Source organism: Streptomyces sp. RLA012 (assembly GCF_056270325.1).
The window spans coordinates 5904264-5930459 of the sequence record NZ_JBWDPA010000002.1 but is presented as its reverse complement, the minus strand read 5'-3'; the positions used below and the strand labels follow the sequence as shown (position 1 = coordinate 5930459).

27 protein-coding genes, 3 tRNA genes and 1 pseudogene are annotated in these 26196 nt (G+C 70.4%); 17 read left to right on the top strand and 14 right to left on the bottom strand.

Annotated elements, in window-relative coordinates; translation table 11 throughout:
* Positions 1-3 precede the first annotated feature (3 nt).
* From RV986_RS27085 to RV986_RS27030, 12 genes are all read left to right on the top strand, one after another.
* On the top strand, positions 4-180 hold the full coding sequence (locus RV986_RS27085; RefSeq protein WP_475919884.1) for a hypothetical protein: 177 nt from the start codon (positions 4-6) through the stop codon (positions 178-180).
* Between the two features lie 74 nt (positions 181-254).
* Complete coding sequence (locus RV986_RS27080; RefSeq protein ID WP_475919883.1) at positions 255-917, top strand: DUF2637 domain-containing protein; 663 nt, start codon at positions 255-257, stop codon at positions 915-917.
* Positions 918-932: 15 nt separating this feature from the next.
* The gene (locus RV986_RS27075) at positions 933-1121 is read left to right on the top strand and encodes a mobile element transfer protein (protein ID WP_343325027.1); all 189 of its coding nucleotides are present in this window, start codon (positions 933-935) and stop codon (positions 1119-1121) included.
* A 9-nt stretch (positions 1122-1130) separates the two neighbouring features.
* Positions 1131-1286: a hypothetical protein gene (locus tag RV986_RS27070; RefSeq protein ID WP_095853506.1), complete on the top strand. Its 156-nt coding sequence runs from the start codon at positions 1131-1133 to the stop codon at positions 1284-1286.
* A 23-nt stretch (positions 1287-1309) separates the two neighbouring features.
* A complete protein-coding gene (locus tag RV986_RS27065) occupies positions 1310-1618 on the top strand; it encodes a SpdD protein (protein WP_475919882.1) in 309 nt (102 codons plus the stop codon).
* 94 nt (positions 1619-1712) lie between these two features.
* Positions 1713-1895 (top strand): hypothetical protein, encoded by a 183-nt coding sequence (locus RV986_RS27060; RefSeq protein WP_475919881.1) that lies wholly within the window; start codon positions 1713-1715, stop codon positions 1893-1895.
* A 5-nt stretch (positions 1896-1900) separates the two neighbouring features.
* Positions 1901-2119 carry a hypothetical protein gene (locus RV986_RS27055; RefSeq protein WP_475919880.1) on the top strand — a complete coding sequence of 73 codons (219 nt, stop codon included), beginning with the start codon at positions 1901-1903 and terminating at the stop codon, positions 2117-2119.
* Positions 2116-2823, top strand: coding sequence for a DNA methylase (locus RV986_RS27050; protein ID WP_475919879.1), 708 nt, complete (start codon positions 2116-2118; stop codon positions 2821-2823). Before RV986_RS27055 ends, RV986_RS27050 begins: the two co-directional genes overlap by 4 nt.
* Positions 2820-3461 (top strand): class I SAM-dependent methyltransferase, encoded by a 642-nt coding sequence (locus RV986_RS27045; protein ID WP_475919878.1) that lies wholly within the window; start codon positions 2820-2822, stop codon positions 3459-3461. The genes RV986_RS27050 and RV986_RS27045 overlap by 4 nt, the downstream gene beginning before the upstream one ends.
* The gene (repSA, locus tag RV986_RS27040) at positions 3458-4852 is read left to right on the top strand and encodes a replication initiator protein RepSA (RefSeq protein ID WP_475919877.1); all 1395 of its coding nucleotides are present in this window, start codon (positions 3458-3460) and stop codon (positions 4850-4852) included. The genes RV986_RS27045 and repSA overlap by 4 nt, the downstream gene beginning before the upstream one ends.
* On the top strand, positions 4849-5058 hold the full coding sequence (locus RV986_RS27035; protein ID WP_351621375.1) for an excisionase family DNA-binding protein: 210 nt from the start codon (positions 4849-4851) through the stop codon (positions 5056-5058). The genes repSA and RV986_RS27035 overlap by 4 nt, the downstream gene beginning before the upstream one ends.
* Positions 5046-6278: a site-specific integrase gene (locus RV986_RS27030; RefSeq protein ID WP_475919876.1), complete on the top strand. Its 1233-nt coding sequence runs from the start codon at positions 5046-5048 to the stop codon at positions 6276-6278. Before RV986_RS27035 ends, RV986_RS27030 begins: the two co-directional genes overlap by 13 nt.
* 78 nt (positions 6279-6356) lie before the next feature.
* Here RV986_RS27030 and RV986_RS27025 read toward each other — a convergent pair.
* Positions 6357-6429 (bottom strand) — tRNA-Arg (locus RV986_RS27025).
* A 194-nt stretch (positions 6430-6623) separates the two neighbouring features.
* A tRNA-Ser gene (locus RV986_RS27020) sits at positions 6624-6714 on the bottom strand.
* 383 nt (positions 6715-7097) lie between these two features.
* Here RV986_RS27020 and RV986_RS27015 point away from each other — a divergent pair.
* The gene (locus RV986_RS27015) at positions 7098-7568 is read left to right on the top strand and encodes an SSI family serine proteinase inhibitor (protein WP_475919875.1); all 471 of its coding nucleotides are present in this window, start codon (positions 7098-7100) and stop codon (positions 7566-7568) included.
* A 280-nt stretch (positions 7569-7848) separates the two neighbouring features.
* Complete coding sequence (locus RV986_RS27010; protein WP_475919874.1) at positions 7849-12057, top strand: hybrid sensor histidine kinase/response regulator; 4209 nt, start codon at positions 7849-7851, stop codon at positions 12055-12057.
* Between the two features lie 156 nt (positions 12058-12213).
* Here the strand turns inward: RV986_RS27010 and RV986_RS27005 are convergent, their stop codons facing one another.
* The 8 genes from RV986_RS27005 to RV986_RS26970 all read right to left on the bottom strand — a co-directional run bounded on the left by RV986_RS27005 (position 12214) and on the right by RV986_RS26970 (position 20519).
* On the bottom strand, positions 12214-13890 hold the full coding sequence (locus RV986_RS27005) for a long-chain fatty acid--CoA ligase (RefSeq protein ID WP_475919873.1): 1677 nt from the start codon (positions 13888-13890) through the stop codon (positions 12214-12216).
* A gap of 147 nt (positions 13891-14037) precedes the next feature.
* Positions 14038-14592, bottom strand: a complete 555-nt coding sequence (locus RV986_RS27000; protein WP_475919872.1) for a SigE family RNA polymerase sigma factor — start codon at positions 14590-14592, stop codon at positions 14038-14040.
* A gap of 255 nt (positions 14593-14847) precedes the next feature.
* Positions 14848-16020 carry a lipid-transfer protein gene (locus RV986_RS26995; protein ID WP_475919871.1) on the bottom strand — a complete coding sequence of 391 codons (1173 nt, stop codon included), beginning with the start codon at positions 16018-16020 and terminating at the stop codon, positions 14848-14850.
* Complete coding sequence (locus tag RV986_RS26990; RefSeq protein WP_475919870.1) at positions 16017-16448, bottom strand: MaoC/PaaZ C-terminal domain-containing protein; 432 nt, start codon at positions 16446-16448, stop codon at positions 16017-16019. Before RV986_RS26990 ends, RV986_RS26995 begins: the two co-directional genes overlap by 4 nt.
* On the bottom strand, positions 16445-17512 hold the full coding sequence (locus tag RV986_RS26985; RefSeq protein ID WP_475919869.1) for an acyl-CoA dehydrogenase family protein: 1068 nt from the start codon (positions 17510-17512) through the stop codon (positions 16445-16447). Before RV986_RS26985 ends, RV986_RS26990 begins: the two co-directional genes overlap by 4 nt.
* Before the next feature lies 1 nt (position 17513).
* Positions 17514-18464: a bifunctional MaoC family dehydratase N-terminal/OB-fold nucleic acid binding domain-containing protein gene (locus RV986_RS26980; RefSeq protein WP_475924444.1), complete on the bottom strand. Its 951-nt coding sequence runs from the start codon at positions 18462-18464 to the stop codon at positions 17514-17516.
* A 119-nt stretch (positions 18465-18583) separates the two neighbouring features.
* On the bottom strand, positions 18584-19960 hold the full coding sequence (locus tag RV986_RS26975) for an acyl-CoA dehydrogenase family protein (protein ID WP_475919868.1): 1377 nt from the start codon (positions 19958-19960) through the stop codon (positions 18584-18586).
* Positions 19961-20213: 253 nt separating this feature from the next.
* Positions 20214-20519: a hypothetical protein gene (locus RV986_RS26970; RefSeq protein ID WP_475919867.1), complete on the bottom strand. Its 306-nt coding sequence runs from the start codon at positions 20517-20519 to the stop codon at positions 20214-20216.
* A gap of 366 nt (positions 20520-20885) precedes the next feature.
* Between RV986_RS26970 and RV986_RS26965 the strand changes: the two genes are divergently transcribed.
* The 3 genes from RV986_RS26965 to RV986_RS26955 all read left to right on the top strand — a co-directional run bounded on the left by RV986_RS26965 (position 20886) and on the right by RV986_RS26955 (position 23504).
* A complete protein-coding gene (locus RV986_RS26965; RefSeq protein ID WP_475919866.1) occupies positions 20886-21776 on the top strand; it encodes a bifunctional DNA primase/polymerase in 891 nt (296 codons plus the stop codon).
* Between the two features lie 98 nt (positions 21777-21874).
* Positions 21875-23112, top strand: a protein-coding gene (locus RV986_RS26960) for an IS3 family transposase (protein ID WP_475919865.1) whose coding sequence is annotated in 2 segments (ribosomal slippage) — positions 21875-22148 and positions 22148-23112 — 1239 coding nt in all. Because the reading frame shifts where the segments join, the coding sequence is not laid out codon by codon here.
* A 71-nt stretch (positions 23113-23183) separates the two neighbouring features.
* Positions 23184-23504 carry a hypothetical protein gene (locus RV986_RS26955; protein ID WP_475919864.1) on the top strand — a complete coding sequence of 107 codons (321 nt, stop codon included), beginning with the start codon at positions 23184-23186 and terminating at the stop codon, positions 23502-23504.
* A 135-nt stretch (positions 23505-23639) separates the two neighbouring features.
* Here the strand turns inward: RV986_RS26955 and RV986_RS26950 are convergent.
* From RV986_RS26950 to RV986_RS26935, 4 genes and pseudogenes are all read right to left on the bottom strand, one after another.
* Positions 23640-23724, bottom strand: a tRNA-Ser gene (locus tag RV986_RS26950).
* Positions 23725-24080: 356 nt separating this feature from the next.
* Positions 24081-24293, bottom strand: a pseudogene (locus tag RV986_RS26945) (IS701 family transposase); the annotation flags it as partial.
* A 263-nt stretch (positions 24294-24556) separates the two neighbouring features.
* Positions 24557-24961, bottom strand: a complete 405-nt coding sequence (locus RV986_RS26940; RefSeq protein ID WP_475919863.1) for a cupin domain-containing protein — start codon at positions 24959-24961, stop codon at positions 24557-24559.
* Between the two features lie 607 nt (positions 24962-25568).
* The gene (locus tag RV986_RS26935) at positions 25569-26045 is read right to left on the bottom strand and encodes an RrF2 family transcriptional regulator (protein ID WP_475924443.1); all 477 of its coding nucleotides are present in this window, start codon (positions 26043-26045) and stop codon (positions 25569-25571) included.
* Between the last annotated feature and the right edge of the window lie 151 nt (positions 26046-26196).

Sequence of the window (26196 nt, the reverse complement as noted above, 5' to 3'; positions counted from 1 at the left end):
CCCGTGGCCACCAGGAAAACACCCCCGCGACCCGCGCCGGCTCCGCCGAAGTGCGGTCCGTGCGACGGCACCGGGGAGGTCGCCGCCACGGTCCACGTGGGCCGCAAGCGCCGCGCTGTCGGCAAACAGGCCGGTATCTGCCTGGCCTGCTTCGGCACCGGCGAGGCCACCACCGACTGAACCGCCGGGGCCGGACGGCCGGACACGACTCCCCGCCCGCCCCTGGCCCGACCCCCTGTGAAGGAGGTGAGGACATGTCCCGCTCGATCCGTCCGGATGCCGTACTCGTACAGGCTGTGATTGCCGGTGCGCTGTCCTTCGCCCACCTGCACGACTTGGCCGATGCCGCCGGGCAGACCGGATGGAAGGCATGGGCCTACCCGATCAGTGTCGATCTGCTGCTGGTGGCCGCGTGGCGCCGGCTGCGGACTGCCCGTAAGGACCGGTCGGCGTGGACCTGGTTCGTGATCGCCCTGTTCGCCTCGCTCGGCGCGAACATCGCCACGGCCGGGCTCCTCGACCTGGACAACGTCCCGGCCTGGCTGTGCATCCTCGTCGCCGGCTGGCCCGCGCTGGCCTTCCTCGGCGGCACCCTCCTCGTCCACGCACCCACCGAACCCCCGGCTTCCACCGAACCCCGTACACAGCCTGTGGACGAACCGGCCGTGACCGACGTCGACATGCACCGCGCCGACACCCCGGCCCCGCCCGCAGCCCCGGAGCTTCCGCCCGCACAGCCCGAACGCGCTACGCCTGCGGTGACGGTGCCGGCCGCGCTCCTGGACCACGCCCGAAAGATCGCCGAAGCGCACCGCGCCACGACCGGAACCCCGATGGCCGCGGACGCTCTCTCCACCCGGCTCGGACTGCCCGGCCCGATGTCCGCCGCGATCGCGGCAGAACTCCAACTCACCTGACCAGAAGGGACAGACATGCCCGTCTACCGGCGCTTCCGCAACCTGATCCGCATCGGCCCCGTCGAGGTCGGCACCTACTTCGACGGCCGCGGACGCAACCGGCACACGGCGGCCTGCACCGCCCCCGGCTGCGGCTTCTCCACCGACTACAACGACCGCGCCGCCGCCGAACTCGCCGCCCGCACCCACCGCTGCCAGCCCTAGGAGACCCCGATGGACGTTCCGCTCTGGCTTGCTCTGATCGTCATCGGCTGGCTCGGCGTCAAGCTCGCCCGCCCGCCCTGGTGGCTCGTGGCCGTGCTGCTGCTCGGCGGCTACCTCCTCGCCCACAGCTTCCTCGGCCCCGCCGTCGGCGCGGCCGTCAAGTAGCCCCACCGAAGGGAGAAAAGCTCGTGTTTACCCCGAAGTACCCGACCCCGGACACCGCCCCGCCCCCTGCGGCCCCCGCACCGGCCCCCACCGCGAACACCCCGGTGACCTCGGCCCCCGCCCCGGTTCCGGTGCCGCAGACCCCGGCACGGCCCACCGTCCAGCTCACCCCCGGCACCGTCGTCGCCCTCGTCGGTGGCGGTACCGCGGTGGTCCTCGTCGTGGGCGCGGTCCTGGTCTCGCTGCTCCTGGCGGTCGCCATCACCGGCGTTTCCGTCGCCCTGGTCGCGGTCGTCCTCCGCCTGCTGCTCAAGGACCTGCACAACCGCTAACCGGCCCCCGGAGCGGCCTCGGTCGCCAAACTTCCGCCGCTCCGGGCGCCTCACCACCTTCCAGATCCAACGGACCCGAAAGGGAAGCCCCATCATGCCTCAGCGCGCCCAGAACACGCCCGTCTGCCGTGACTGCGACGGCTTCGCCGCTGCCGCGATCACCACCGGTACCCGCAACCGCGACGGCTCGCGGACCACCCTTCGTGTCGCCTGCCGGGCCTGCAAGGGCACCGGCCACATCGCCCCCGCCGCCGTCCTCGCACGCGCCGGGAGGTGACCGGGATGTTCCGCAAACCTCTCGCAGACCTCACCCCGACCGAGGAAAGCCCCGGCCTCCGGGTCCGCGGCGGCACCAAGTACACCCGCTCTCAGGGCGACTACGTGTGCGGCGGCTGCGGTGCCGAGGACCACGCCAACGGCGACAACGACGTCAAGGCCCTGGTTGAGGACTACGGCACCAACCACGGTCCCGCCCACCGCCGGAACGGGGGCAACCCGTGATCGGCAACCCGATCAGTGAACCGCGGGTCCTGGACCTGTTCTCCTGCTCCGGTGGCGCCGGCTGGGGCTACCGTCTCGCCGGGTTCGACGTGGATGGCTGCGACATCGCAGACCGCCCCCGCTACCCCTTCCCCTACCACCGGGGTGACGCCCTCGAATACCTCGCCCACCTGATCGCCACGGGCGAGATCGAGCGGTACACCCTCGTCCATGCCTCCCCGCCCTGCCAGGCCGGCTGTGGCCTGACCGTGGGCACCAACCAGTCCCAGGGCTGGGGCGGAACCCACGAAGACCTGGTGGCGCCCACCCGCGAACTCCTCGACCAGTCCGGGCTGCCGTACGTGATGGAGCAGCCCAACGGCCGCGCGAGGATCCGCAAGGACCTGTCCCTGTGCGGCGAGATGTTCGGCCTCGGTGTGCTGCGGCACCGGAACTTCGAACTCGGCCGCTGGGGCGTCATGCAGCCGGCCCACCCCCGTCACCGGGGCTACGTGCGCGGCTGGCGCCACGGCGTCTACCGCGACGGCCCTTATGTGGCGGCGTACGGCGACGGAGGCGGCAAGGCCACCGTCCCGGAGATGCAGCAGGCCATGGGCATCACTTGGACCGACGTCCATGAGGAACTCACCGAAGCCATCCCGCCCGCCTACACGCGGTGGATCGGCACCGCTTTCACGACCGCCCGGCAAGAGGTGATCGTGTGAGCGTCTTCGATTTGCCGCCGCGGAGCCCCAACGGTCTGCGCCTGCTCGACCTGTGCTGCGGAGCCGGCGGACTGTCGCTGGGCCACCACCTCGCTGGGTTCGAGGTGACGGGAGTCGACATCCACCCGCAGCCTAACTACCCGTTCACCTTCCATCAGGCCGACGCGCTCACATTCCCGCTGGACGGCTTCGACCTGGTGCACGCCTCTTGGCCCTGCGAGCGCTATGCCCGGGTCACCGCATGGCGTGGCAACCCCGACGATCACCCCGACCTGCTGGAGGCAGGCCGTGAGCACCTGCAAGCCTCCGGCCTGCCATGGGCCATCGAGAACGTCCCCGAGACTGCAAGGGCTGGACTGCTGCGGCCGGACTACCTGCTGTGCGGCACCACGTTCGGCCTCAACGTCCGCCGTCACCGAGTCTTCGAAACCTCGTGGGGATGGAGCGGCGACCTGGTGCCGCCCTGCTGGCACCCCAAGCGGCTGCTGGCCTTCGACCACAAGGGCGAACGGGCGTATGCCGACGCCATGGGCTGCACCTGGATGACCAATGCTGAAGCCCGTAAGGCCGTGCCGCCCGCGTACAGCGAGTGGATCGGCCGTGCCTTCCTCACCTCCCGTCTGGAGGTGGCCGCGTGACCGACACCGCCACCCTGGCGGGTCTCGACCCGGCCACCCTCGGCGACGTGCTGAGGGTGGCCGGCTCGGCCGACTTCGACCGCTGGCAAGACCAGATCCGCCGCACCGGCGGCTGCTCCGACCCGATCCGGCTCACCGGCGCGACGAAGACGATCGACCCGACGACCAAGACCGTGCTGCACGCCTACACGACCGAGCACGAGCCGGGCGGCATGCTCCGGGTGGCCTGCGGCAACCGCCGTGCCTCCCGCTGCCCGGCCTGCGCCTGGACCTACGCCGGCGACACCTACCACCTCATCCGCGCCGGACTGACCGGAGACCCGGCCAAGGGCACCCCGCACACCGTGCGCGACCACCCCCGCGTCTTCGCCACCCTCACCGCACCCTCATTCGGCCCCGTCCACAACCGCCCCGGCAACCGGCCCTGCCGCTGCGGCCGACACCACCCGGAGGACGCGCCCGAACTCGGCACCCCGCTCGACCCGACGACCTACGACTACGCGGGCGCCGTGCTGTGGAACAACCACGCCTCCGACCTGTGGCGCTACTTCACGATCTACCTCCGCCGCGAGATCGCAAAGCGTGCCGGGCTCACCCAGAAGGACGCCCACGAACAGTCCCGCGTCTCCTTCGGCAAGGTCGCCGAATACCAGAAGCGCGGGGCCGTCCACTTCCACGCCGTGATCCGCTTCGACGGACCCGAAGGACCCGACACCCCACCCCCGCACTGGGCCACCCTCGACCTGCTCACCGACGCGATCCACGCCGCCGCAGCCCGCGTCGCGGTCGACGTACCTCCCGCGGGTGACCAGCCGGCCCGGGTCCTGCACTGGGGCACACAGCTCGACGTGCAGCAGATCAGCGCGTTCGGCAACGGCGAAGAACTCACCGAACAGGCCGTGGCCTCCTACGTCGCCAAGTACGCCACCAAGGCAGCCGAGACCACCGGGGCCGTGGACCGCCGGATCGGCAATAAAGAAGCCCTCGTGCTGCTCGACGTGCCCGACCACCCTCGCCGGCTGATGGAAGCCTGCCTCGACCTGCACGCCCTCTACCCCGACCGGAAGCTGCGGGACTGGGCCCACATGCTCGGCTTCCGCGGCCACTTCTCCACCAAGTCCCGCCGCTACTCCACCACCCTCGGCGCTCTCCGACAGGTCCGCGCCGACTACCGCGCCGCCCAGCAACGCGCCGCCCTGGGCCTGCCCGACCTCGACGACAACCCGGAGGCAACCACCCTCGTGCTCTCCCACTGGACCTACGCCGGCCACGGCTACACCCCCGGCGAATCCTGGCTCGCCGCCAACATCCACCGGGACATCCAACTCAACCGCGAGACAGCACGCGAAGCCATGCACGACCAACTCGAATGGGAGGAAGCCGCAGCATGACCACGGCTGTGATCACACGAAAGTGGCACACCACGGCGGAAGTTGCCGAGATGCTCGGCTATGGCCTGTCCAAGACCAAGATGCTCGTACTGACCGGTGAGATCCGTTCCATCAAGGACGGCCGCAACCGGCGCATACTGCCCCGCTGGGTGGATGAGTACGTCGAACGCCGCGCGCAGGAAGCCGAAGCGGGGTGGTCGGCGTGAGCGGCAAGCGCGCCAACGGCGAAGGCTCGATCTACCCGTATAAGAACGGCTTTGCCGCGTACGTCTGGGTGGACACCCCGGAGGGCAAGCGCAAGCGGAAGTACGTCTACGGCAAGACCCGCGAAGAGGTCCACGACAAGTGGATCAAGTTGCACGGTGAAGCCAAGAAGGGGCCTGTGGCGACCCGGCACCGCACTCTGTCCGCGTTCCTCACGTACTGGCTGGACTCGATCGTGAAGCCCAACCTGGCACCGCTGACGTACATCTCCTATGAGGGTTCGGTGCGGCTCTACATCGGTCCCCACCTCGGCGGGAAGCGGCTCGACAAGCTCACGGTCCGGGACGTCCGCGAGTGGCTCAACAAGCTCGCAGGGATCTGCCAGTGCTGCGCTCAGGAGAAGGACGCCAAACGCCCTCCCGAGCGGCAGCGGTGCTGTGCCGTCGGCGAGTGCTGCGAGGCGTATCCGTCGCGCCGTGTCGTCCAGGCGGCCCGCGATGCCCTGCGCGCCGCGCTCACCCACGCCGTGAGCGAGGAGGAGATCGGTAAGAACGTCGCTTCCCTGGTCACGGTCCCCAAGCCCCGGCGCCGACGGATCAAGCCGTGGTCGGTGGTCGAAGCCAGCCAGTTCCTGGCCGACGCCGCGGCCCGTGACGATCACCTGTTCGCTGCGTGGATGCTGGTGCTCTGCCTCGGGCTCCGGCGCGGCGAGGTACTCGGGCTGACCTGGAAGTCGGTCGACTTCGAGGCCGGCGAGATCTACGTGGATCACCAGATCCAGCGGGCGAGCCGCGAGATCCTGCACCGCGAGACCAAGACCGAGGACTCGGACGACTTCCTGCCGCTGCCGGACGTCTGCCGTACCGCCCTGGTGATGCGGCGCGCTCAGCAGAACGCCGACCGGAAAGCGGCCGGTGATCTCTGGCAGGACCGACACGGGCTGATCTTCACCACGAAGTACGGCACCCCGATCGAGCCAGGGAACCTGACCCGCATGTTCGCCCTGCGGGCCCGCCGCGCCGGCATCCGCTTGATCCCGCTGCGGAACACTCGGCACACGTGCAGCTCGCTCCTGGTCGCGCTCAAGGTCCACCCGAAGGTGGCACAGCGCATCCTGCGGCACTCGCAGATCGCCATGACGATGGAGGTCTACGCCGAAGCGAGCGAGGACCAGGTGCGCGCTGCGGTACGCAAGCTGTCCGAGGCGATGCGCGACGGCTGAGGACCCGTTGCTGTACTTCGCTGCTGTACGGCACGAGAAAGCCCCGCTCCGGTGATCGGAGCGGGGCTTTCACCTGTGTGCACTCGGCAGGATTCGAACCTGCAACCTTCTGATCCGTAGTCAGATGCTCTATCCGTTAAGCTACGAGTGCTTGTTTTGTTTTGGTCCTACTGCCTCTCGCTTCCCGGGCTTTCGGCCCGCTCGCGGCGACAGGAAGAACATTACATGACTGCCGCCGCCATGTGAAATCCGTTTACCGCACCCCTTGTGAGCTGGGCAGACGTGCTCCAGAGGGCCCAACGCCGAAACCCCGGTCCAGGTGGACCGGGGCTTCGGATCTTGAGGCGGAGGCGGAGGGATTTGAACCCTCGATGGGCTTTAAGGCCCAAACCGCATTAGCAGTGCGGCGCCATAGACCGGACTAGGCGACGCCTCCCGCACAACCGCCCACGCGAGCGCGAGTGGTGCGTGCAGATGATGACACAGCCGGGTGGGGTGTCACCAATCGGCTCCCACGGTACTAGGCAGGCGGGCCACAGAGCAAAGTCCAAAAGCGCTGGAGCCTCGGATGGCGCGAGAAGGCCGGAGAGCCGGAGAGCCGACGGCCTGGAGAGCGGGAGAGATCGCGAGGGCGGGGAGATCTCGGGCCGGGATGGGCGGGGAAGGGCGGGGAAGGGCGGGGAAGGGCACGGCAGGACGTGAGAGCGCGGGAGGGCAGGACGGCGCGGGAGGGAGAGAGCGCGGGAGAGGCAGGGGAGCGCGCCGGGCGCGGGCCCCAGCGGCGCGCAACCGCTCGGGGCGCGTCGCGTTAGTCAGGGCATGTTGCGTCGTCTCGTCCTCACCGCCGCCGCGTCCGCCGCGGCGCTGTCCGCCCTGCCCGCCGCCACCGCGCAGGCAGGGGCCGCCCACGCGGAACCGGTCCCCCTGGCCCTGATGCCTCCGCCGGCCCACGGCGAGGACTCCGGCGACCGGCTGACCGTCACCGTGCACGGCATGGGCGGCGGCCGTGACGGCACGTACCGGCTGCGGTGTCATCCCGGCGGCGGCAGTCACCCCGATGCCGGGAAGGCCTGTGCGACGCTGGACCGGCGGACCACCTGGGGCAGGACCCCCTTCGCTCCGGTGGCGCCCGGCACGATGTGCACGATGATCTACGGCGGTCCGGCCACCGCCCATGTCACCGGGACCTGGGCCGGGCGGCCCGTCGACTCGCGGTTCGACCGGGCCGACGGGTGCCAGATCGCCCGCTGGGACGCCCTCGTGCCCCTGCTCCCGGGCACCCGCTCCTAGCGACGGCACCGCTCGGTCACCGTGGCGCGTGTCCGCGTCGCGCCGACGTCGCGCCGATGTGGTTCCGATGCGGTGTTGACCTCGCAGTTCGGGGGAGGGCGTGAGCCGGGGTGAAATGCGTGGTCACATGTTCCACCCCTCTTCTGCGTGCGGCCTCCGTCTCATCCGGCGTCGCGAGCGCAACCTCTGCCCGTAGACTCCCTCGCGTGACACGCTGCGGGCAGGTTGGCAAGATGGCCCTCGCGGTCGGCAAGGTGCGGTAACAGGGAGGAAGCGTCTCGTGAGCAGCAGGCCATCCCGAGGCGCTGCTCGCCTCGCAGCCATACTGGACGCGCTGCCCGATGCCTTGGTGCTGGTCAACGCCAATGGCACGGTCGTCAACGCCAACACCATCGCCCTGGAGGCCTTCGAAGCCCCGGGCACGGCTCTGGTGGGGCGCGGCCTGCTCGATCTGCTGCCGCAGTTCGACTCGCGGCTCATCCCCGGGTCCATGCGACGGCCCGACAGCATCGACCAGCGCGGGCGGACCAAACCGACCCGGATGATCGCGCGGCGGACCGACGGCAGCGAGTTCCCGGTCGAAGTCACCAGTGCGAATCTCGAGAACGGCCAGCAGGCCTACGACAGCTACGGCCCCACCCCGGACGAGCTGCTCATGCTCGTCGTACGCGATCTGTCGGGCACCGTGGACACCGAGGCCGAACTCGCGCGTTCGCAACGCCAGACCGAGATGATCCTGCGGGCGGCCGCCGAGGGTGTCGTCGGGACGGACACGGACGGGCGGGTCGTGCTCGTCAATCCCGCCGCCGCTCAGATACTGGGCTACCGGGCCAGTGATCTCGGTGGGCAGGACCTGCACGCCCTCATCCTTCACTCGCGCGCGGACGGCGAGCCCTTCGCGTACGAGGAGTCGCCGCTCGCCGACACCCTGCGCTCCGGGCGCAAGCACCGGGTGCGCGGGCAGGTGCTGTGGTCCAAGTCCGGGAACAAGGTGCCGGTCGACCTGACGACCGCTCCCGTCCGGGACGGCGACCAGCTCGTCGGCGCCGTCATGACCTTCACCGACCGGCGGCCGTACGACACCCTCGTCGAGGAGAAGGACACCGCGGCCACCCGGCACGAGGAAGAACTCGTACGCATCCGCGAGGAGCACGCCGCGGAGCTCGACGCACTGCGCGAGGAGCAGGCGACCGAGCTCGCCGAGGCGCGCGAGCGGCACGTGGAGGAACTCGCCTCGAACGACGAGCGGTACGCCGCGCTCGGCGAGCGCGAGAAGGACCGCTACGAGGCGCTGACCGCGCGGCACGATCAGCTGCTCGCCGTGCTCGGCCAGTCCCTGCGCGGGCCTCTGGACCAGCTGCGCGGCGAACTCTCCAAGCTGGCGGCCGACGATGCCGGACAGCTGTGGCCCGAGGCCAATCAGGTGCTCCACCACCTGGCGGCGGGCTACTCGCGGATCACGACCCTCGTCGACAACGTGCTCGGCTATCAGCGGCTCGACGCGGGGGCCGAAGGGATCGTCCGTACGAAGGTGATGCTCGACGCGGTCGTCGCGGCCGGTGTCGACGGGGCCGTCGAACTGATCGGACCCGGACGCGTGCAGTTCGCCGTGCACGCGCCGCCCATCGAGGCCGAGGTCGACCCGCAGCGGCTCGCGCAGGCACTCGCCCACCTCATCGCGGACGTGGCCGGCGTCGACGCGACCGGCAACGCACCGGTGTCCGCCGGCGGCTACATGGACAACACCGTCGTGGTGGCGGCGGCACAGCGCGGCGAGGTCGTACGGATCGAGGTGCGCGGGCCGTATGCCGGGGGAGACCCGGTGCACGAGCCGATCGTGCGCGGGATCGTGCGCGCGCACGGCGGCGTGCTGCAGACGCACGAGGTGCCGGGGATGAGCGGCAGCGCGTTCGTGCTGGAGGTGCCCATCGGGGACGGGGCCGGGGCGGTGGCGCCCGAGGCCCGGTCGACCGGGGCCGAGATCGCCCTGCCCGAGCAGGCCTCCCAGCAGGGGCAGCAGGGCCACCAGGGCGGTGCGAACCACGCCGGTGGCAGGCGGCGGGCCCGGCGGTCCTCCGTTGACGCCTTCCTGGAGAGCGAGGTCGCGACCGCGGAGCCGGCCGCGTCCGACGCCGGTACGACCGCTCCCACCGGGCGACGTCGTCGGCGTACGGCGGCGGAGCAGGACTCCGTCGAGGTGTCCGTTCCCGCGCAGGGGTCAGGACCCGAGAGCTCCGGTGACGGCGACTCCGGAGGGACCGGTCGTCGGCGCGGGCGGCCGAGTCCGGCCGAACCCGGTACCGACAGCGGGACCGAGAACGTCTCCGAGGGCGTCTCCGAGGGCGCGGTCGTCATGGCGGCCGAGCACGCGGCGGGAACCGCGGCCGTGGGTACGGGGCTGGGCGGGACGGTGCCTCCCCAGGGGGTACCCGTACCCGCGGTGCCCGTACCCGCGGTGCCCGTACCCGCCGGGCGGCGTGCGCGGCGGGACGGCGAACAGCATGCGCTGCCGCCCGCGCTGCCGCCCGCGTTGCCGGCGGCGCCGACCGCTCCCAGTGCTCCCAGCGGCCCTGGTGGGGCCGTGGGCTCCGCGGAAGGTGCCGGTACGCAGCCGACCGGGCGGCGTCGGCGTGCGCTGGCCGCTGCGGCCGAGCGTGCCGCGGCCCAGGAGACGGGCGGCCGCACGGTGTTCGCCCTGCCGCCCGCGGAAGCCGACCGCTCACCCGAGTACGTCCAGGCCCAGCAGGCCCTGCAGGCTCAAATGGCCCAGCAGCAGGCCCTGGAGTCGGCGGCCGTCACCGGCGGCGCTCTCCCGGGTGCTGTCCCGGGTGACGAAGGCCGTCACGACGCGGCGCTGGACGACGCGGCCGAGGACCACACTCCGCCCCAGCCGCACCCGGTCTCCGCCCCGCCGGGGCGGGCACACCCGGCGCAGGCACTCACGCCGGCACCGGCACCGGCACAGCCGAACGCGATGGTGGTTCCGCCTCAGGGCGTTCCCGTACCGGCCGCCCCGACCCCCGGAGCCCCGGGGCAAGCCGTCCCCGCGCAGGCCCAGGCTCCAGCCCCGTGGCCGGCCCCTGGCGCCAACGACACCTCCGGCGCCGGTATCCCCGTACAGCCGGGGGCGCCCGTGCCGCCGGGGGTCCCCGTACAGCCGGGAGCACCCGTGGCAGCGGCCGCCCAGGCACAGCCGCAAGCCCCCGGCACCCCTCTCCCGCCGGAGCAGCCCGTACAACCGCAACCTCGGCCGCAGCCCCAGCCGCAGCCGCTCGCCGCCCAGCCGCGTGTCGCCCAACCGCTGCCCGCGGAGGCCGCGGCGCCGGTCGACCCCAACTCGACACAGGGACGCGCGTTCAGCGTGCGGACGCTCGGGCAGGGCGTCCCGTTCAGCCGCCAGCCCGCGCCGAACCAGCAGCAGGGCGTACCGGCCAAGGGAAAGACACAGGCTCAGGCGCCGGCGCCCGGACAAGCACAGCAGTCCGCCACGCCTCCCCCCCACCAGACCAACGGCTCCGGCCGCCGCCGCAAGCTCGGTACACCCCCCGAGCCCGCCGCCGAACGCCCGGAGACCGCGGCCCGGCCGCATCCGCCGGCCGGTCAGACGCCGGGGCCGAGGCTGCCCGGAGCCACCGACGGCGCCGGACGGTCGTACGCCATAGGAGCCCCGGACAAGAACGCCGACGAGGGTCCCGAACCGCTGGACGGCCCCGGGGGCGCGGTCGAGGTCGCCGACCAGCCGCATCCGCGGCCCCTGGACGACGAGCTGCCCCCGGAGCCGCTCGACAACCCGCGCCGTCTACTTGTCTGGCCCGCGCCGGACGTGACGACCCAGCAGGCGCTGAGCGACCGCGGCTACCGGCCCGTCATCGTGCACTCGCGCGAGGAGGTGGACGCGCAGATCGCCGCGTTCCCCGCCGCGCTGTTCGTGGACCCGCTGACCGGACCGATCACGCGTACCGCGCTGCAGTCGCTGCGCCAGGCCGCCGTCGCCGCCGAGGTTCCCGTCCTCGTGACGGCAGGGCTCGGTCAGGCGACCCGTGAGGCGGCATACGGCGCCGACCCCGCCGTACTCCTGAAGGCCCTGGCGCCCAGGGACTCCGAGCAGCACCCGCCACGCGTGCTGCTGATCGAGGAGCACGCGGAGATCGCGCTGGCGCTGACCTCGACGCTGGAACGGCGCGGAATGCAGGTCGCCCGGGCGTCCACCGACGAGGACGCCGTCACCCTGGCCTCACAGATGCGTCCGAACCTGGTCGTCATGGATCTGATGCAGGTACGGCGTCGGCGTGCCGGGATCGTCGACTGGCTGCGGGCGAACGGACAGTTGAACCGCACCCCGCTCGTCGTCTACACCGCCGCCGTCGACCGGGCCGAGCTGCCCCGCCTCGCCGCGGGCGAGACGGTCCTGTTCCTCGCCGAGCGCTCGACGAGCGTCGAGGTGCAGGACCGGATCGTGGACCTGCTGGCGCGCATCGGCACAAACTGACCGGGCTCGTACGAGGGTTGGGGTGCTGTTTCACGTGAAACAGCACCCCAGCCCTCATCCCAGCCCTCGCTCCGGCTCCGACAGCCGCCGGAGCCGGAGCCGGAGCCGGCCGACAACCCGTCCGTAAGAGTCGGAGCAACGGGACATCCCGTCCCGTCAGAGCCGAGTGACGTCCAGCTCTCCCTGCGCGTACTGCCTGCGCAGCACCTTCTTGTCGAACTTGCCGACGCTCGTCTTCGGGACCGCCTCGATGATCGTCCAGCGCTCGGGGAGCTGCCACTTGGCGATCTTGCGCTCCTCGGCGAGGAAGGCGCGCAGCGACGCGAAGTCGGCGGTGATGCCCTCCTTGAGGACGACCGTGGCGAGGGGGCGCTCGCCCCACTTGTCGTCCGGGACCGCGACCACGGCGGCCTCGGCGACGGCCGGGTGGGACATCAGCGCGTTCTCCAGGTCGACGGAGGAGATCCACTCGCCGCCCGACTTGATGACGTCCTTGGCGCGGTCGGTGAGGGTCAGGAAGCCGTCCTGACTGATCGTGCCGACGTCGCCGGTCTTGAGCCAGCCGTCCTCGCTGAACTTGTCGGCGGGGCGGACCGGTTCGGCGCCCTGGCCGCCGTAGTACGCGCCCGCGATCCAGGGGCCGCGCACCTCCAGCTCGCCCGCGGACTCGCCGTCCCAGGGCAGCCGTTCACCGCCGGGGCCGGTGAGGCGGGCCTCGACTCCGGCCGGGAAACGGCCCTGGGTGAGGCGGTAGGCGAACTCCTCGTCCGTGCCCACGACACTGGCCGGCGGCCGGGCGATCGTGCCCAGCGGGGAGGTCTCCGTCATGCCCCAGGCGTGGCAGACCCGCATGCCCAGCTTGTCGAAGGCCTCCATGAGCGAGGGCGGGCAGGCCGAGCCGCCGATGGTGACCTGGGTGAGGGAGGAGACGTCCCGGGGCCTGGCGTGCAGTTCGCCGAGCAGGCCCTGCCAGATGGTGGGGACTGCCGCGGCGTGCGTGGGCCGCTCGGTCTCGATCATCTCGGCGAGCGGCGCGGGCTGGAGAAAACGGTCCGGCATGAGGAGGTTGACGCCCGTCATGAACGTGGCGTGCGGCAGGCCCCAGGCGTTGACGTGGAACTGCGGGACCACGACCAGCGAGGTGTCCTGGTCGGTGAGCCCCATCGACTGGGCCATGTTGACCTGCATGGAGTGCAGATAGATCGAACGGTGGGAGTAGATGACGCCCTTGGGGTCGCCGGTCGTGCCGGAGGTGTAACACATGGCCGCGGCGGCGCGCTCGTCCAGCTCCGGCCAGTCGTACGTGGTCGGCTTGCCCGCGATGAGCTCCTCGTACTCGTGCACCCGCACGCTCGCGCCGTCGAGCAGCGAACGGTCACCGGGGCCGGAGACGACCACATGCTCGACCGTCGGCAGATGGGGGAGCAGCGGCGCGAGCAGCGGAAGCAGTGAGCCGTTGGCGATGATCACACGGTCGGCGGCGTGGTTGACGATGAAGACCAGTTGCTCCGCGGGGAGTCGGAGGTTGAGCGTGTGCAGAACCGCGCCCATGGAGGGGATCGCGAAGTACGCCTCGACATGCTCGGCGTTGTTCCACATCAGCGTCGCCACACGGTCGTCGCCCTCGACCCCGAGGTCCTCGCGCAACGCGTGCGCGAGCTGGGCCGCCCGGCCTCCGATCTCGGCGTAGGAACGGCGCTGCGGCTCTCCCTCACCCGTCCAGGTGATCACCTGCGATGTGCCGTGGATCGCCGACCCGTGGGTCAGGATCCTTGAGATCAGCAGCGGTACGTCCTGCATCGTGCTCAGCACGGCGTCCTCCCGGGGCGACATTGCCTACGAGGCGGTAAGGGTTGCGCTGATTCTGCGCACATACCGCGTGGTATGTCACTAGTTCCGGGTGATCGATCAGGTCACAGGGTTATTCGGCTCGGGCGGGAACCTCTCCATGGACGCCGTTCGCCTCACGGCTGAGCCGGGTCACCGGACCGGCTCCAGCTCAGGGTCCTCACGCAGCTTGCCCAGCGCCCGCGACACCGCCGACTTGACCGTGCCGACGGAGACGCCGAGCACTTCCGCCGTCTGCGCCTCGCTGAGGTCCTCGTAGTAGCGCAGTACGACCATGGCCCGCTGCCGCGCCGGCAGCTTCATGATCGCGCGCCACATCGCGTCGTGCAGCGCCTGCTGCTCGGCCGGGTCCCCGGCGGGCGCCTCCTCCGGCTCCGGCAGCTCGTCGCACACGAACTCGTCGACCTTGCGCTTGCGCCACTGCGATGTCCGCGTGTTCAGCAGCGCACGCCGTACATAGCCGTCGAGCGCCCTGTGGTCCTCGATCCGCTCCCAGGCGACGTACGTCTTGGTCAGTGCGGTCTGCAACAGGTCCTCGGCATCGCTCGGGTTCGCGGTCAGCGACCGGGCGGTACGCAGCAGCACCGGCTGGCGGGCCTTCATGTACGACGCGAACGATGGGTACGCCGCGTACGGAAGGGTCCGCGTCGCGACGTTCGAACCGCTGGTGCAGACGAGTGTGGTCATGGCTCCACGCTAGGAGTGACCCCTACCTTTTCGGATCGGCCGCAGGTCCCTAAGAGGTGTCCCCCCTAGGTTGTAGGAGGGGGGTTGGCCCCACCTCCTGAGGGTGGACGAGCGACGCCTGCACCCTGAGGGTTCACCCCTGAGAGACACCTACGGCGGTAGTACAGCGGCTGACGCGGTACTACCGGGGGTGTCCCGGAGAATCCCCCCGAGGCCCTTGCGGCGGGGTGGAAGGCGGGGCGGGCCCGCGAGTGCCTACCCGGCTCCGTCCGCCCCCAGGATCAGCCCCGACGTGGGGACACCGGTGCCCGCGGTCACCAGGGTGCGGCGGGCGCCCGGTATCTGGTTCACGGATGTGCCGCGCAGCTGTCGTACCGCCTCCGCCACCCCGTTCATCCCGTGCAGATACGCCTCCCCGAGTTGCCCGCCATGCGTGTTCAGCGGCAGCCGCTCCTCGGCCACGAAGTCCGCGGCCTCGCCGGGCTTGCAGAACCCGAACTCCTCCAGCTGCATCAGCACGAACGGCGTGAAGTGGTCGTACAGAATCCCCACGTCGATGTCCGCCGGAGTCAGCCCTGAGGTCCGCCACAGCTGCCGTGCCACCACCCCCATCTCGGGCAGCCCGGTCAGCTCGTCCCGGTAGAAACTCGTCATCTGTTCCTGCGCCCGACCCGCGCCCTGAGCGGCCGCCGTGATCACCGCGGGCGGATGCGGCAGCTCCCGGGCGCGCTCCATCGAGGTGACGACCAGCGCCTGACCGCCGTCCGTCTCCTGGCAGCAGTCCAGCAGCCGTAGCGGCTCCACGATCCACCGCGAGGCCGCGTGCTCGGCGAGGGTGATCGGTCTGCCGTGGAAGTACGCCGCCGGGTTCGTCGCCGCGTACTTCCGGTCCACCACGGCGACCCGGCCGAACGCCTCGGGCGTGAGTCCGTACGTGTGCAGATACCGCTGGGCCGCCATCGCCACCCAGGAGGCCGGTGTGAGCAGTCCGAACGGCAGGGACCAGCCCAGCGCCGCCCCCTCGGCCGACGGCTCCCGCTGTTGCACCCCGGTTCCGAATCTGCGTCCCGACCGCTCGTTGAACGCCCGGTAGCAGACCACGACCTCGGCCACCCCCGTCGCCACCGCGAGCGCCGCCTGCTGGACGGTCGCGCAGGCCGCCCCGCCGCCGTAGTGGACCCGGGAGAAGAAGGACAGCTCTCCGATCCCGGCCGCCTGGGCGACGGTGATCTCCGGGCTGGTGTCCATCGTGAACGTGACCATCCCGTCCACCTCGGACGGCGCCAGCCCGGCGTCGTCGAGCGCCGCCCGTACCGCCTCCACCGCGAGCCGGAGCTCACTGCGCCCGGAGTCCTTGGAGAACTCGGTGGCCCCGATCCCGACGATCGCCGCCCGTCCGCCGAGGCGGTCTCTCGTCCGTACGCTCACGAGCCACCCCCGGGCGGAAGGGTGACCGTCACTGTCCCGGTCACATGTCTGCCGATGCCGTTCGTCCCGACAACCCGCACCGTCGCCGTATCGCCCTCGCCCTCGACCTCGACCTCCTCGACCGTGCCCGTCAACACCATCGTGTCCCCGGGGTAGTTGGGTGCACCCAGTCGTATGGCCACCTTGCAAAGGACCGCGGCCGGTCCGAAGTGGTCCGTGACATACCTCCCGACCAGGCCGTTGGTGGTCAGGATGTTCATGAAGATGTCGGGGGAACCCTTGCGCCGTGCCAGTTCCGCGTCGTGGTGCACGTCCTGGTAGTCCCGTGACGCGATCGCCCCGGCCACGATCAGCGTGCGCGTGATCTCGATCTCCAGCGGCGGCAGTTCGTCACCGACCCGTACGCGTTCTCCTCCTCCGACCCTCATGTCTCCGCCTCCCCGCTCACGATCAGCTCTCCCAGCTCCTGGAGCACTTCGCTCCCGCACCCCAGATACGCGTCCAGCTGCCGCCCCCACAGAAAGTGCCGGTGCACGGGGTGCTCCAGGTCGGCCCCCGTTCCGCCGTGCAGATGCTGGCCCGTGTGCACGACCCGCTGTCCCGCCTCGGACGCCCACCAGGCGGCGGTCAGGGCGTGCGTCGCGTACACGAGCCCCTCGTCGTGCCGCCATGCCGCCTCGTACGCCGTCACCCGTATCGCCTCGGTGTCCATGTACGCGTCCGCGGCCCGGAGCTGGACGCCTTGCTTGGCGGCGAGCGGGCGCCCGAACTGCTCGCGTGTGTTGGTGTGCTCCACGGCTCGCGCCAACGACCCGGCGCACACCCCGGCCTGCAGCCCCGCGAAGGCGGTGCGGGCGGTGGCGAGCACATCGTCGTACGCATCTTCCCCGCCCAGCGGCTCAGCCGGCGTGTTGTCGAGCGTCAGCCGCCCCGCCGACCAGGGCGCCGTCAACTCGACCGGCTCGCACTGCGCGTCAGCGGCCCGGACCAGCCACAACCGGCGCCGGTCGTCCGCGACGAGCACGTGGGTGGCGTCCCGCAGCCAGGGCACCACGGGCGCGAGGCCGCTCAGGCGTCCCGCCGCGCCCTCCCGTACGGATCCCGGACCTCGTACGGATCCCGGCCCCCGTACGGATCCGGTCCCGGAGATCGCCCCGCACACGACCACCGTCCCGTCCCCGATCGCGGGCAGCAGTCGGTCCCGCTGCTCGGGCGAACCGTGGGCCGCCACCGTCAGCAGCCCGTACACACAACTCGCCGCGAACGGCACCTGGGCCGTGGTCCGCCCCTGTTCCTCCAGCAGGAGCACCAGGCCGAGGAGCCCCGTGTCCGCGACGGCCGTCACCAGCCCGGCCGCGCACAGCGCCTTCCACAACTCGGCGTCGCTCCCGGTCCCGGCCGCGGCGAGCCGCTCGGGCGTGGAAAGGTCACCGAAGATCCGCTCGGCCAGCTCACGGGCCGCCGTCTGCTCCTCCGTGGGTGTGAAGTCCATGTCAGCCCCCTTCACCCTCCCGGCCTTCATGGCCCTCCCGGCCCTCCCGGCGTCCGTGGCCCTCCTGATTTCCGCGGGCCTCGTCGGCCCGGAAGACCGGCAGCACCAACTCCTCGTCGTACCGTTCGAACTGGACCCGCACGGGCATCCCGATCCGCACCTTGTCGTACGGCACCCCGATCACATTGCTCACGATCCGCACCCCCTCCGCCAGCTCGATCAGACCGACCGCGTAGGGAGGGTCGAAGGCGGGGAAGGGCGGGTGGTGCATGACCACGTACGAAAAGACGGTGCCGTCGCCGCTCGCCTCGACCGTGTCCCATTCCAGGCAGCCGCAGGAGCCGCAACCAGGCAGCCAGGGAAACCGCAACGACCCGCATCCGCCGCACCGCTGGATCAGCAGTCGGTGCTGCCCGACGCCCTCCCAGAACCCGGCGTTGTCCCGGTTGACGACCGGTCGCGGCCTTCTGTCCTTGGCTCTGCTCCGGGCCGGGGCGTACTTGAGGATCCGGAACCGGTGCGTACCCGCGAGGTCCCCGTCCACCCGTACGTCCATCCGGGTCGTGACGAAGTACCCCGTACCCAGCTTGGTCGTCTTGCGCTCGGAGACCGATTCGATCACCGCGTCGAAGGTGATCTCGTCCCCGGGCCGCAGCGGCCGCAGATACTCCTGCTCGCAGTCGGTGGCGACCACCGAGGTGCAACCGGCCTCGTCGAGGAGCCCGAGCAACTCGTCGTACGCGTCCGAGCGGCCCGCGTGCCCGGAGAGGCCGCCCATCGTCCACACCTGGAGCATGGTGGGCGGTGCCACGGCGTCCGGCCCCTCGTACCCCGGATGGGTGTCGCCCATCGCCTCGCACCAGTGCCGGATCATCGGCTCGTTGACCGGGTCCTTGCCCACGCCCGCGACGGCGGCCGCCCGTCCCTCGTACGCCTTGAGCCGCGCCTCCAGCCCCGCCGGTTCCCCGGTCCCCGTCCCGCTCCCGCCGCCGACCGCCGCCCCGCCACTCACCGCGACCTCCTCGCTCACCGACAGCCCCTCACTCACCGCCGTCCTCTCGCCCGCCCCTCTCACCGCCGCCCCCTCGTCATCCCGAGCCGCATCGTCGCCACGATCTCCCGCTGCACCTCGCTCACCCCGCCCCCGAACGTGTTGATCTGCGCCGCCCTGTTCATCCGCTCCAGCTCGCCGTCCCCGAACACCCCCGGCGAACCGGAGCGCACCAGCGCGTCCGCTCCCACGATTTCCTGACACATTCGGTACACCGCGACCGCCGATTCGGTTCCCACGACTTTCACGCCGCTCGCATCGCCGGGCGCCAGCCGGCCCGCGCCGACATCCCCCACCAAACGCCAGTTGAGCAGGCGCGATGCGGCCAGCCGGGCATGCGTCTCGGCCAGCCGGAACCGTACCCACGGCTCGTCAACGCGGCGCCGTCCTGTCACCGGATCAGGGGTACGCGCCGCCGTCAGCGCGGCCTCGTAGAAGTCCTCGGCCTGCATACCGATCGCGGCGAGGGCGACCCGTTCGTGGTTGAGCTGGTTGGTGATGAGCCCCCAGCCGCCGTTCTCCTCACCGACGAGGTTCGAGAAGGGGACGCGGATGCCGTCGTAATAGGTGGCCGTAGTCGTCAGCCCGCCCACCGTCTCGATCGGTGTCCACGAGAACCCCGGCGCGTCCGTGGGCACGAGGATGATCGAGATGCCCCGGTGCTTGGGCGCGTCGGGGTCGGTGCGGCAGGCGAGCCAGATCCAGTCGGCGTGCTGGGCGTTGGAGGTGAAGACCTTCTGCCCATCGATGAGCCAGTCCCGGCCGTCGCGACCGTCGCGGTCGTCCCGACCGTCGCGGTCATCCCCGCCGTCGCGGTCGCCTCGGCCACCCCGGTCATTCCGGTCATTCCGGTCGCCCCCGTCGCCGCGGCCATCCCGGCCATCGACGTCCTGGTCGCCGCGGCCACCCCGGTCATCCAGGCCGTCGCGGCCGTCGCGGCCGTCCCGGTCACTCCCCCCGCCACCGCTCTCCTCGCCGACCCGCACGGCACGTGTCCGCAGGGCGGCCAGATCCGTCCCCGCCGAGGGCTCCGAGTACCCGATCGCGAAAACGACGTCACCGCTCAGGATGCGCGGCAGAAAGTACTCCTTCTGCTCCTCGCTCCCGTACTTCATGAGGGTCGGCCCCACGGTGTTCAGCGTGACCATGGACACCGGCGCCCCGGCCCGGTACGCCTCGTCGAAGAACACGAACTGCTCGTCCGCGCCGCGCCCCTGCCCCCCGTACGCGACGGGCCAGCCGATCCCGAGCAGTCCGTCGGCACCGATGCGGCGCAGCAGCGCGCGCTGCCGGCGGGGGTCGTCGGCGGCCGGGGGCCCGTCGGGCATCAGGTCGCGGAAGTACGTACGCAGTTCGGCGCGCAGCCGTTGCTGGCGCTCGGTGGGGGCGAGGTGCACGGCGGCGGCCCTCCCGGACCTCGTACGAACAAGGTTTTCTGACTGTCCGTCAGATAGTGGGGGCTGTCAAGGTCATGGAGGGCCCTACGGCCCGCCGCCCACAGGGAGGAACCGGGGTCGCAACGCATGAGAAAACGCCTGCGCGACGGCACCGAAGTACCGTCGCGCAGACGCGTTACCACCCCACAAAGCACACCCCGCACGGTGCTTCAAGGCCGATGGACCCGTCGAGAGCGGGTGCACCGGCCCCGGCTCACCAGAGGTTGGTGAAGTTGACGACGGCGTTCGACTGGTCGATGTCCGTGAACGCGGAGCCGTTCACCTGAGCCGTGTTGCTCTGGTTCGAGGCACCGGAGCCGACCGCCTGCTGCTGCGTGGTGGAGGAGTTGCCGCTGTTGTCGCGCCCGACCCCGCTGCCGCTGACGGTTGCCACGCCCGCGTTCGATCCGTTGTCCGCGAAAGCGCCGTTGTCCGCCGTCGCGACACCCGCGAAGAGGGCGGCGGCGAGGGGCAGGGCCGAGACGGCGGCGAGAACGCGGGCGGTACGGATGCTTGCCATGTGAATTCCTCCAAGAACCGGATGTACGGACCGACCGGTATGAACCGGGAAGTACTGCTTGCTCCGGGGCAGTTGGCCGACCACCTCAGTGCCGATCACGACGTCGCGAGTCCAGAGTTGCCCACCGAATCCCCGTCGAACCACCCCGGAAGCTGCGATTCCCCCTCAAGCGTGAGGACATGTCGATAAACCCCCTTCATGACAAGAAAACGCCTGTTCATCCCGGACCGGACGGCTCGCCCCCTGGCACCACAAGAGGGGAAGCGTTTCGCCAGTTTTTGGATCAACCCCTCCCGGATCCCGCCCCGGCACCCTCGCGCCCGGCGAGCCCTTCCCTTTTTCGAACACTCGTACGAACATGGATTCATGGCCACCATCGACCGGCAGGCCACGACTCTGGCCCTGGCCCACGCCCTGTCCGCAGCCGAGCGCGGCCTCGCGGTGATCCCGCTGTCCCGCTCGAAACTCCCGGCCCTGCGCTCCCCCCACCGCGACGACCCCGACCGTGCGCCCCGCGACCCGACCGCCCCGCCCTGCCACGGCGAATGCGGCCGCTTCGGGCACGGTGTGTACGACGCCTCCACCGATCCCCGCCGCATCCGCGAACTCTTCGCCGCCGCCCCCTGGGCCACCGGCTACGGCATCGCCTGTGGCCTCGACCCGCACCACCTCATCGGCATCGACCTCGACACCAAATCCGGTACGGACTCCTCGGCGGCGCTGCGTGAACTGGCCCTGCGCCACCTGTTCACGATCCCGGAAACGGTGGTCGTGCTGACCCCGAGCGGCGGCCGCCACCTGTGGCTGACCGGCCCGCCGGACGTGGTCGTCCCCAACTCGGCGAGCCGGCTGGCCCCCGGCATCGACATCCGCGGCGCCGGCGGCTACCTGGTCGGCCCCGGCTCCCGCACCGAACACGGCGTCTACGGCACGGCGCCGGGCACCGCCCGTCTCGCGCCCGCGCCCTGCCCGCGCGAACTCCTGCGCCTGCTCACGCCTCCGCCCCGTACGCACCACCACACGCCCCCCGGGGCCGGCCAACACGGCCAGGGCCTCGTCCAGTTCGTCCTTGCCGCCCACGAAGGTCAGCGCAACACCCGCCTCTTCTGGGCCGCTTGCCGCGCCTACGAGCACGGCATCGGCCCCGAACTCACCAACGACCTCGTCCAAGCCGCCGTCCACACCGGCCTCACCGAACGCGAGGCCCACTCGACGATCGCCTCGGCATCCCGGATGACGTGTCGACGTCCCGGATGACGTGCCGACGTCCTGGATGACGTGTCGGCCCGGGGCGTCCCGGATGAACCGTTCCGGGTTTGATCGAGGCTCGATCTTTTGGAAGGATCGAGTCCGTTATGGCGAAGCAATACCCCAAGGAGCTCAAGGAGCGGGCCGTGCGTCTGGTCCTGGAGACTCGTGATCAGTACAAGACCGAGTCCGCGGCGATCCGCTCGATCGGAGCGAAACTCGACATCGGGCCGGAGTCCCTGCGGAACTGGGTGCGTCAGGCCGAAGTCGACGCCGGTGCCCGGACCGGTACCACGACCGGGGAATCCGCCCAGCTCAAGTCCCTCAGGAAAGAAGTCGCCGAGCTGAAGCGGGCGAACGAGATCTTGAAGGCTGCGGCGAGTTTCTTCGCGGCCGAGCTCGACCGGCCACACACACGCTCGTAGCGTTCATCGACGAGCACCGGGACCGCTTCGGCGGAGTCGAGCCGATCTGCAGGACGCTCACCGAGCACGACTGCAGCATCCACCCGTCCACCTTTTACGCACACAAGAAGCGCATGCCGTCGGCCCGCTCACTGCGGGACGCGGAACTGGCACCGCTCATCACCAAGATCTACCGCGACAACTACAGCGTCCACGGAGCCCGCAAGATCTGGGCCGAACTGAAACGGCAAGGACATCAGGTGGCCCGGTGCACTGTCGAGCGCCTGATGAAGGCCGAAGGCATCACGGGAGCGGTGCGCGGGAAGAAGGCCGTCACCACCAGGGCGGACAAGGAAGCGGACCGGGCCCCGGACCGGCTGGGCCGGCAGTTCGTGGCCAGCACCCCCAACCGGGTGTGGGTCGCCGACTTCACCTACGTGGCCACCTGGTCGGGCACCATCTACGTCGCGTTCGTCGTGGACACCTTCTCCCGCCGGATCGTCGGCTGGTCCGCCGCGACGAACAAGCAGACGCCGCTGGTACTGTCCGCACTCGAAATGGGCCTGTGGCAACGTGACCGCGCGAACACCCCTGTCATCGCAGGGGAGTTGATCCATCACTCCGATGCCGGATCGCAGTACACCAGCTTCCGCCTCGCCGCCCACCTGACCGCCGAACAGATCGCGGCGTCCATCGGCACCGTCGGCGACGCCCTCGACAACGCACTGATGGAATCGACGATCGGCCTGTACAAGACCGAGCTCATCAAGCCTCAGCGGCCATGGAAGGCCCTCAGCGACGTCGAGTTGGCCACGGCGGAGTGGGCCGACTGGTACAACCACCGCCGACTCCACGGTGAGATAGGCCACGTCCCGCCAGCCGAATACGAAGCCGTCTATTACCAACAGCAGCCAAATCTGCAGGCCACAGCCACAATCTAGAGTCTCTACCGAATCCGGAACGGTTCAACGTGACTTCGCGGCTCACGTCGCCTCACAGACTGGAGAACACCATGCCCGGATGGGCCGTCATGCGAGCCCTCGGTCTGGCGGAACTTTCCAATTACACCGTCTACCGTGAACTCGAGGGGACCGAAGCCGAAGCCCTGGCCGGGATGCTGCGCATCATCGACACCTTTGAGGAGGCTGTCACCGCAGCAGGGCGTCGACGCCAGAGGAGACAGGTCTTCCGCGTCTCCGAACGCAGCTACTTTGTGCGCGTCGAAAACCGGATGTCTAGCAAGGAGGCTCACTTCATCCTCGCCGAACTCATAGCCGACACCCACAACGACGGCCTCCCCGACGCCGCCGGTGGTTTGACGGAGACGCCGTGATTCCTGGCCGCAGGTTGGCCGCACGCGCTGGTCAGAGGTGGGATACCGGCGAATCAGGGTGAGACAAGGTCATGCGAAAGGGGTGCCGCTCCGGAGAGTGGCACCCCTTCTTACCTGCAAAGCTTCAGACCTGCGCGGTGGGTGTGGGATTTGAACCCACGGTGACTCACGCCACGACGGTTTTCAAGACCGTTCCCTTAGGCCGCTCGGGCAACCCACCTCCGCCCCGCCCACCAGGGGCGTAGCAGGTACAGCGTACCGGCCCCGGGTGTTTGGCGGGGCCATGGCCCACACGGGGTCCATTGCCTCTGGTCCGCTCCCCAGGGCGCCGATCAGCACCCGCCCGCGACCCCCGCCACCGTGTCGAAGGGCTGTGGCAGCGCCTCCTGAGGTAGGTGACCTCCGCTGGATCGTGTGCCCGTGCCCACGAGTACAGACGCACAAGGGGGCCTGCCACCTTCCTCCTCATGCTGCAACCGCATCTGGGGTGTGTGGCCTCGGCGTTGGCAGTGGCAGTGGCAATGGCAATGGCAGCGGCGGGCTCGGGCCTCGCTGGTACGTCGGATGACGTGCCGATCAACCGGCGGATCTCCGGAACGCTGAAAGGCATGACGTCGTGTTCCCTGTATCCGCTGCCCCTTTTTCGGCTTCTTGGGCACGGACGGCGGTCAGATGGGCCAGGGCCGCCATGGCGAGGGTGATGTGCCGGTACCAGGCTCGGTAGAGCCCCACCCCCAGCCGCTGGCCGAGCGTCTGGTTGCACGCGGAGAGGCGTAAGCGCGCCCACGCGACAGGCAACCGCCGCGTGGGCGCGCTTACGCCTCATGCCGCTGTCGCGGCGAACCGGCCTTGAGAGCTGCGGCCATCGCCGCTACGCGCCGCCCTGGCTTCCGGGCGGCGGTCAGGGCTTCGTCGCCGACGGAGGTCGAGCCATCCTCGCCGCCGAGGTAGCCGGTGCAGCGCGGTCGGCCGGGGGACCGCATCGCCCCTGTAGCCGGGGACGGCGTCCCGCCACGTGGTGCAAGCGTTCAAGGTGGGAAGCGCCTCGCGGGTCAGTCCGCGGAGGGACGCGGAGCACGCAGGTGGGCCCGCTCCTTCAGCTCCTCCTCCTCGACCAGCGTGAGCATCGGCTGACCCGGCGCGCACATCATGAACACGACGTACTTGGCCGGCGCGTCCGACTGGGCGTTGCCGTTCTGGTAGTGGATCACGTCACCGCCCGGCTCCCAGAACGTCTCACCGGCCTTGATCACGTGCTCCGGCTCACCTTCGAGCTCCCACCGGACCGCGCCCTCGATGACGTAGCCGAAACACGGCCCCGAGTGGCGGTGCGGAGGAGTCCCGGGGTCACCGGGAGGCCACTCGACGAGGACGGTCATCCCCGAAGCACCCTCGGGAACGAAGGGCGGCTTGACGTCCGCCAGCATCTTGGGTCCGACCCCGCTTACCGAGTTCATCTCGTGCACTGTGCTACACCTCCATAGGCCTGCCAGGAACGGACGATCTCGCGTCGGTCACCACGTTCCGGGCCGGTGTACCGACCTCTCGTTCGGGGGTGACCGTGTTCGCCAGTTCCGGGCTCACAAAACTTGCTTCGCAATGAAGACAAGGCACGGCCCGCATCCGTGACACGTCGTGCGCCTGCTGCCTCGCACAGAGAGTCCGGAAGCCACTCTGCTCCCTGTCGGCGGCCTCCACAATCCGGGAGCCCGCGGCATCGAGAGCGCATCGCACCGTGGCGATCCCGGCGTCCAACGCTGTCGCACCAGGATCGTCCAACGCCGTCACAACAGGATGGTGTCCGCACTCGTGGTGCAGCGGATCAAGGCTGGTGAGCGCGCGGTGACCTGCCCGGGGTGCGCACCCAGCCAAGGTCACGGCTCACATCGGCGTGCACTGAGGCGAACACGACGACACCCGCACCACCCACACCACCCGCACCACCCGCACCACCCGCACTACCCGCACCACCACGGCTACCGCGCGACATACCTGGCGGGCGATGTGCTCTTCCCCCTCGCCCGCGTCGCCGTCGTCTCGATGCGCGGCCCGCCGGCCGGGTCCTCAGGCTTCGGGTGTGGTCAGCCACGCGCCGATGCGGGCCAGCGCGGGAGGGCCGGAGGCGGAGACGACGTCCTGAACAAGATCGGCGATCGAGACGGCGCGCAGCGCTTCGCGCCAGGCCGCGTCCGCCCCGGCCATCGCGCGGGCGATCGAGCAAGGTGCGGTGCACGACTCGGCCGGGGCGGCCAGCGGGCCCCGCTGACGGATCTCCGTGCAGGTGAACGCCTGGCCGGGGCCGTCGACCGCTTCGACCACATCGAGCACCGTGATCGAGCCGGGTTCCCGGGTGAGTACGTAGCCGCCCGCCTTGCCCTGGACCGAGCGCACGAGCCCGGCCCGGGAGAGCGCCTGCAGCTGTTTGGCCAGATAGCTCGCCGAGACGTCGTGCAGTTCCGCCAGCTTGGTGGCGGGGACGGGCTCCTCGACCGACGTCAGCACGACGCAGCAATGTAGAGCCCACTCGACTCCGCCGGACATCTTCACTCGGCCACTCTAATCAGCCCGCTCAACTCGGACAACTTGTATCCATGTATTGTCTCGGACAGAATGTGTCCGAGTTCGGCACACGACTCGCCCGCATGGGACCCATGTGCCAAATTTCGGACATACTCCCGACGAAAGGCATGTC

Excerpts from the sequence above, each read along its gene's own strand:
- RV986_RS27015 (WP_475919875.1), top strand. The coding sequence starts at position 7,098 with ATGTTGCGTCGTCTCGTCCTCACCGCCGCCGCGTCCGCCGCGGCGCTG.
- RV986_RS27035 (WP_351621375.1), top strand. The coding sequence starts at position 4,849 with ATGACCACGGCTGTGATCACACGAAAGTGGCACACCACGGCGGAAGTT.
- RV986_RS26990 (WP_475919870.1), bottom strand. The coding sequence starts at position 16,448 with ATGAGGGTCGGAGGAGGAGAACGCGTACGGGTCGGTGACGAACTGCCG.
- RV986_RS26985 (WP_475919869.1), bottom strand. The coding sequence starts at position 17,512 with ATGGACTTCACACCCACGGAGGAGCAGACGGCGGCCCGTGAGCTGGCC.
- RV986_RS26970 (WP_475919867.1), bottom strand. The coding sequence starts at position 20,519 with ATGGCAAGCATCCGTACCGCCCGCGTTCTCGCCGCCGTCTCGGCCCTG.
- RV986_RS27060 (WP_475919881.1), top strand. The coding sequence starts at position 1,713 with ATGCCTCAGCGCGCCCAGAACACGCCCGTCTGCCGTGACTGCGACGGC.
- RV986_RS27000 (WP_475919872.1), bottom strand. The coding sequence starts at position 14,592 with ATGACCACACTCGTCTGCACCAGCGGTTCGAACGTCGCGACGCGGACC.
- RV986_RS27005 (WP_475919873.1), bottom strand. The coding sequence starts at position 13,890 with ATGTCGCCCCGGGAGGACGCCGTGCTGAGCACGATGCAGGACGTACCG.
- RV986_RS26940 (WP_475919863.1), bottom strand. The coding sequence starts at position 24,961 with ATGAACTCGGTAAGCGGGGTCGGACCCAAGATGCTGGCGGACGTCAAG.
- RV986_RS26955 (WP_475919864.1), top strand. The coding sequence starts at position 23,184 with ATGCCCGGATGGGCCGTCATGCGAGCCCTCGGTCTGGCGGAACTTTCC.
- RV986_RS26935 (WP_475924443.1), bottom strand. The coding sequence starts at position 26,045 with ATGTCCGGCGGAGTCGAGTGGGCTCTACATTGCTGCGTCGTGCTGACG.
- RV986_RS27080 (WP_475919883.1), top strand. The coding sequence starts at position 255 with ATGTCCCGCTCGATCCGTCCGGATGCCGTACTCGTACAGGCTGTGATT.
- RV986_RS27070 (WP_095853506.1), top strand. The coding sequence starts at position 1,131 with ATGGACGTTCCGCTCTGGCTTGCTCTGATCGTCATCGGCTGGCTCGGC.
- RV986_RS27075 (WP_343325027.1), top strand. The coding sequence starts at position 933 with ATGCCCGTCTACCGGCGCTTCCGCAACCTGATCCGCATCGGCCCCGTC.
- RV986_RS26965 (WP_475919866.1), top strand. The coding sequence starts at position 20,886 with ATGGCCACCATCGACCGGCAGGCCACGACTCTGGCCCTGGCCCACGCC.
- RV986_RS27055 (WP_475919880.1), top strand. The coding sequence starts at position 1,901 with ATGTTCCGCAAACCTCTCGCAGACCTCACCCCGACCGAGGAAAGCCCC.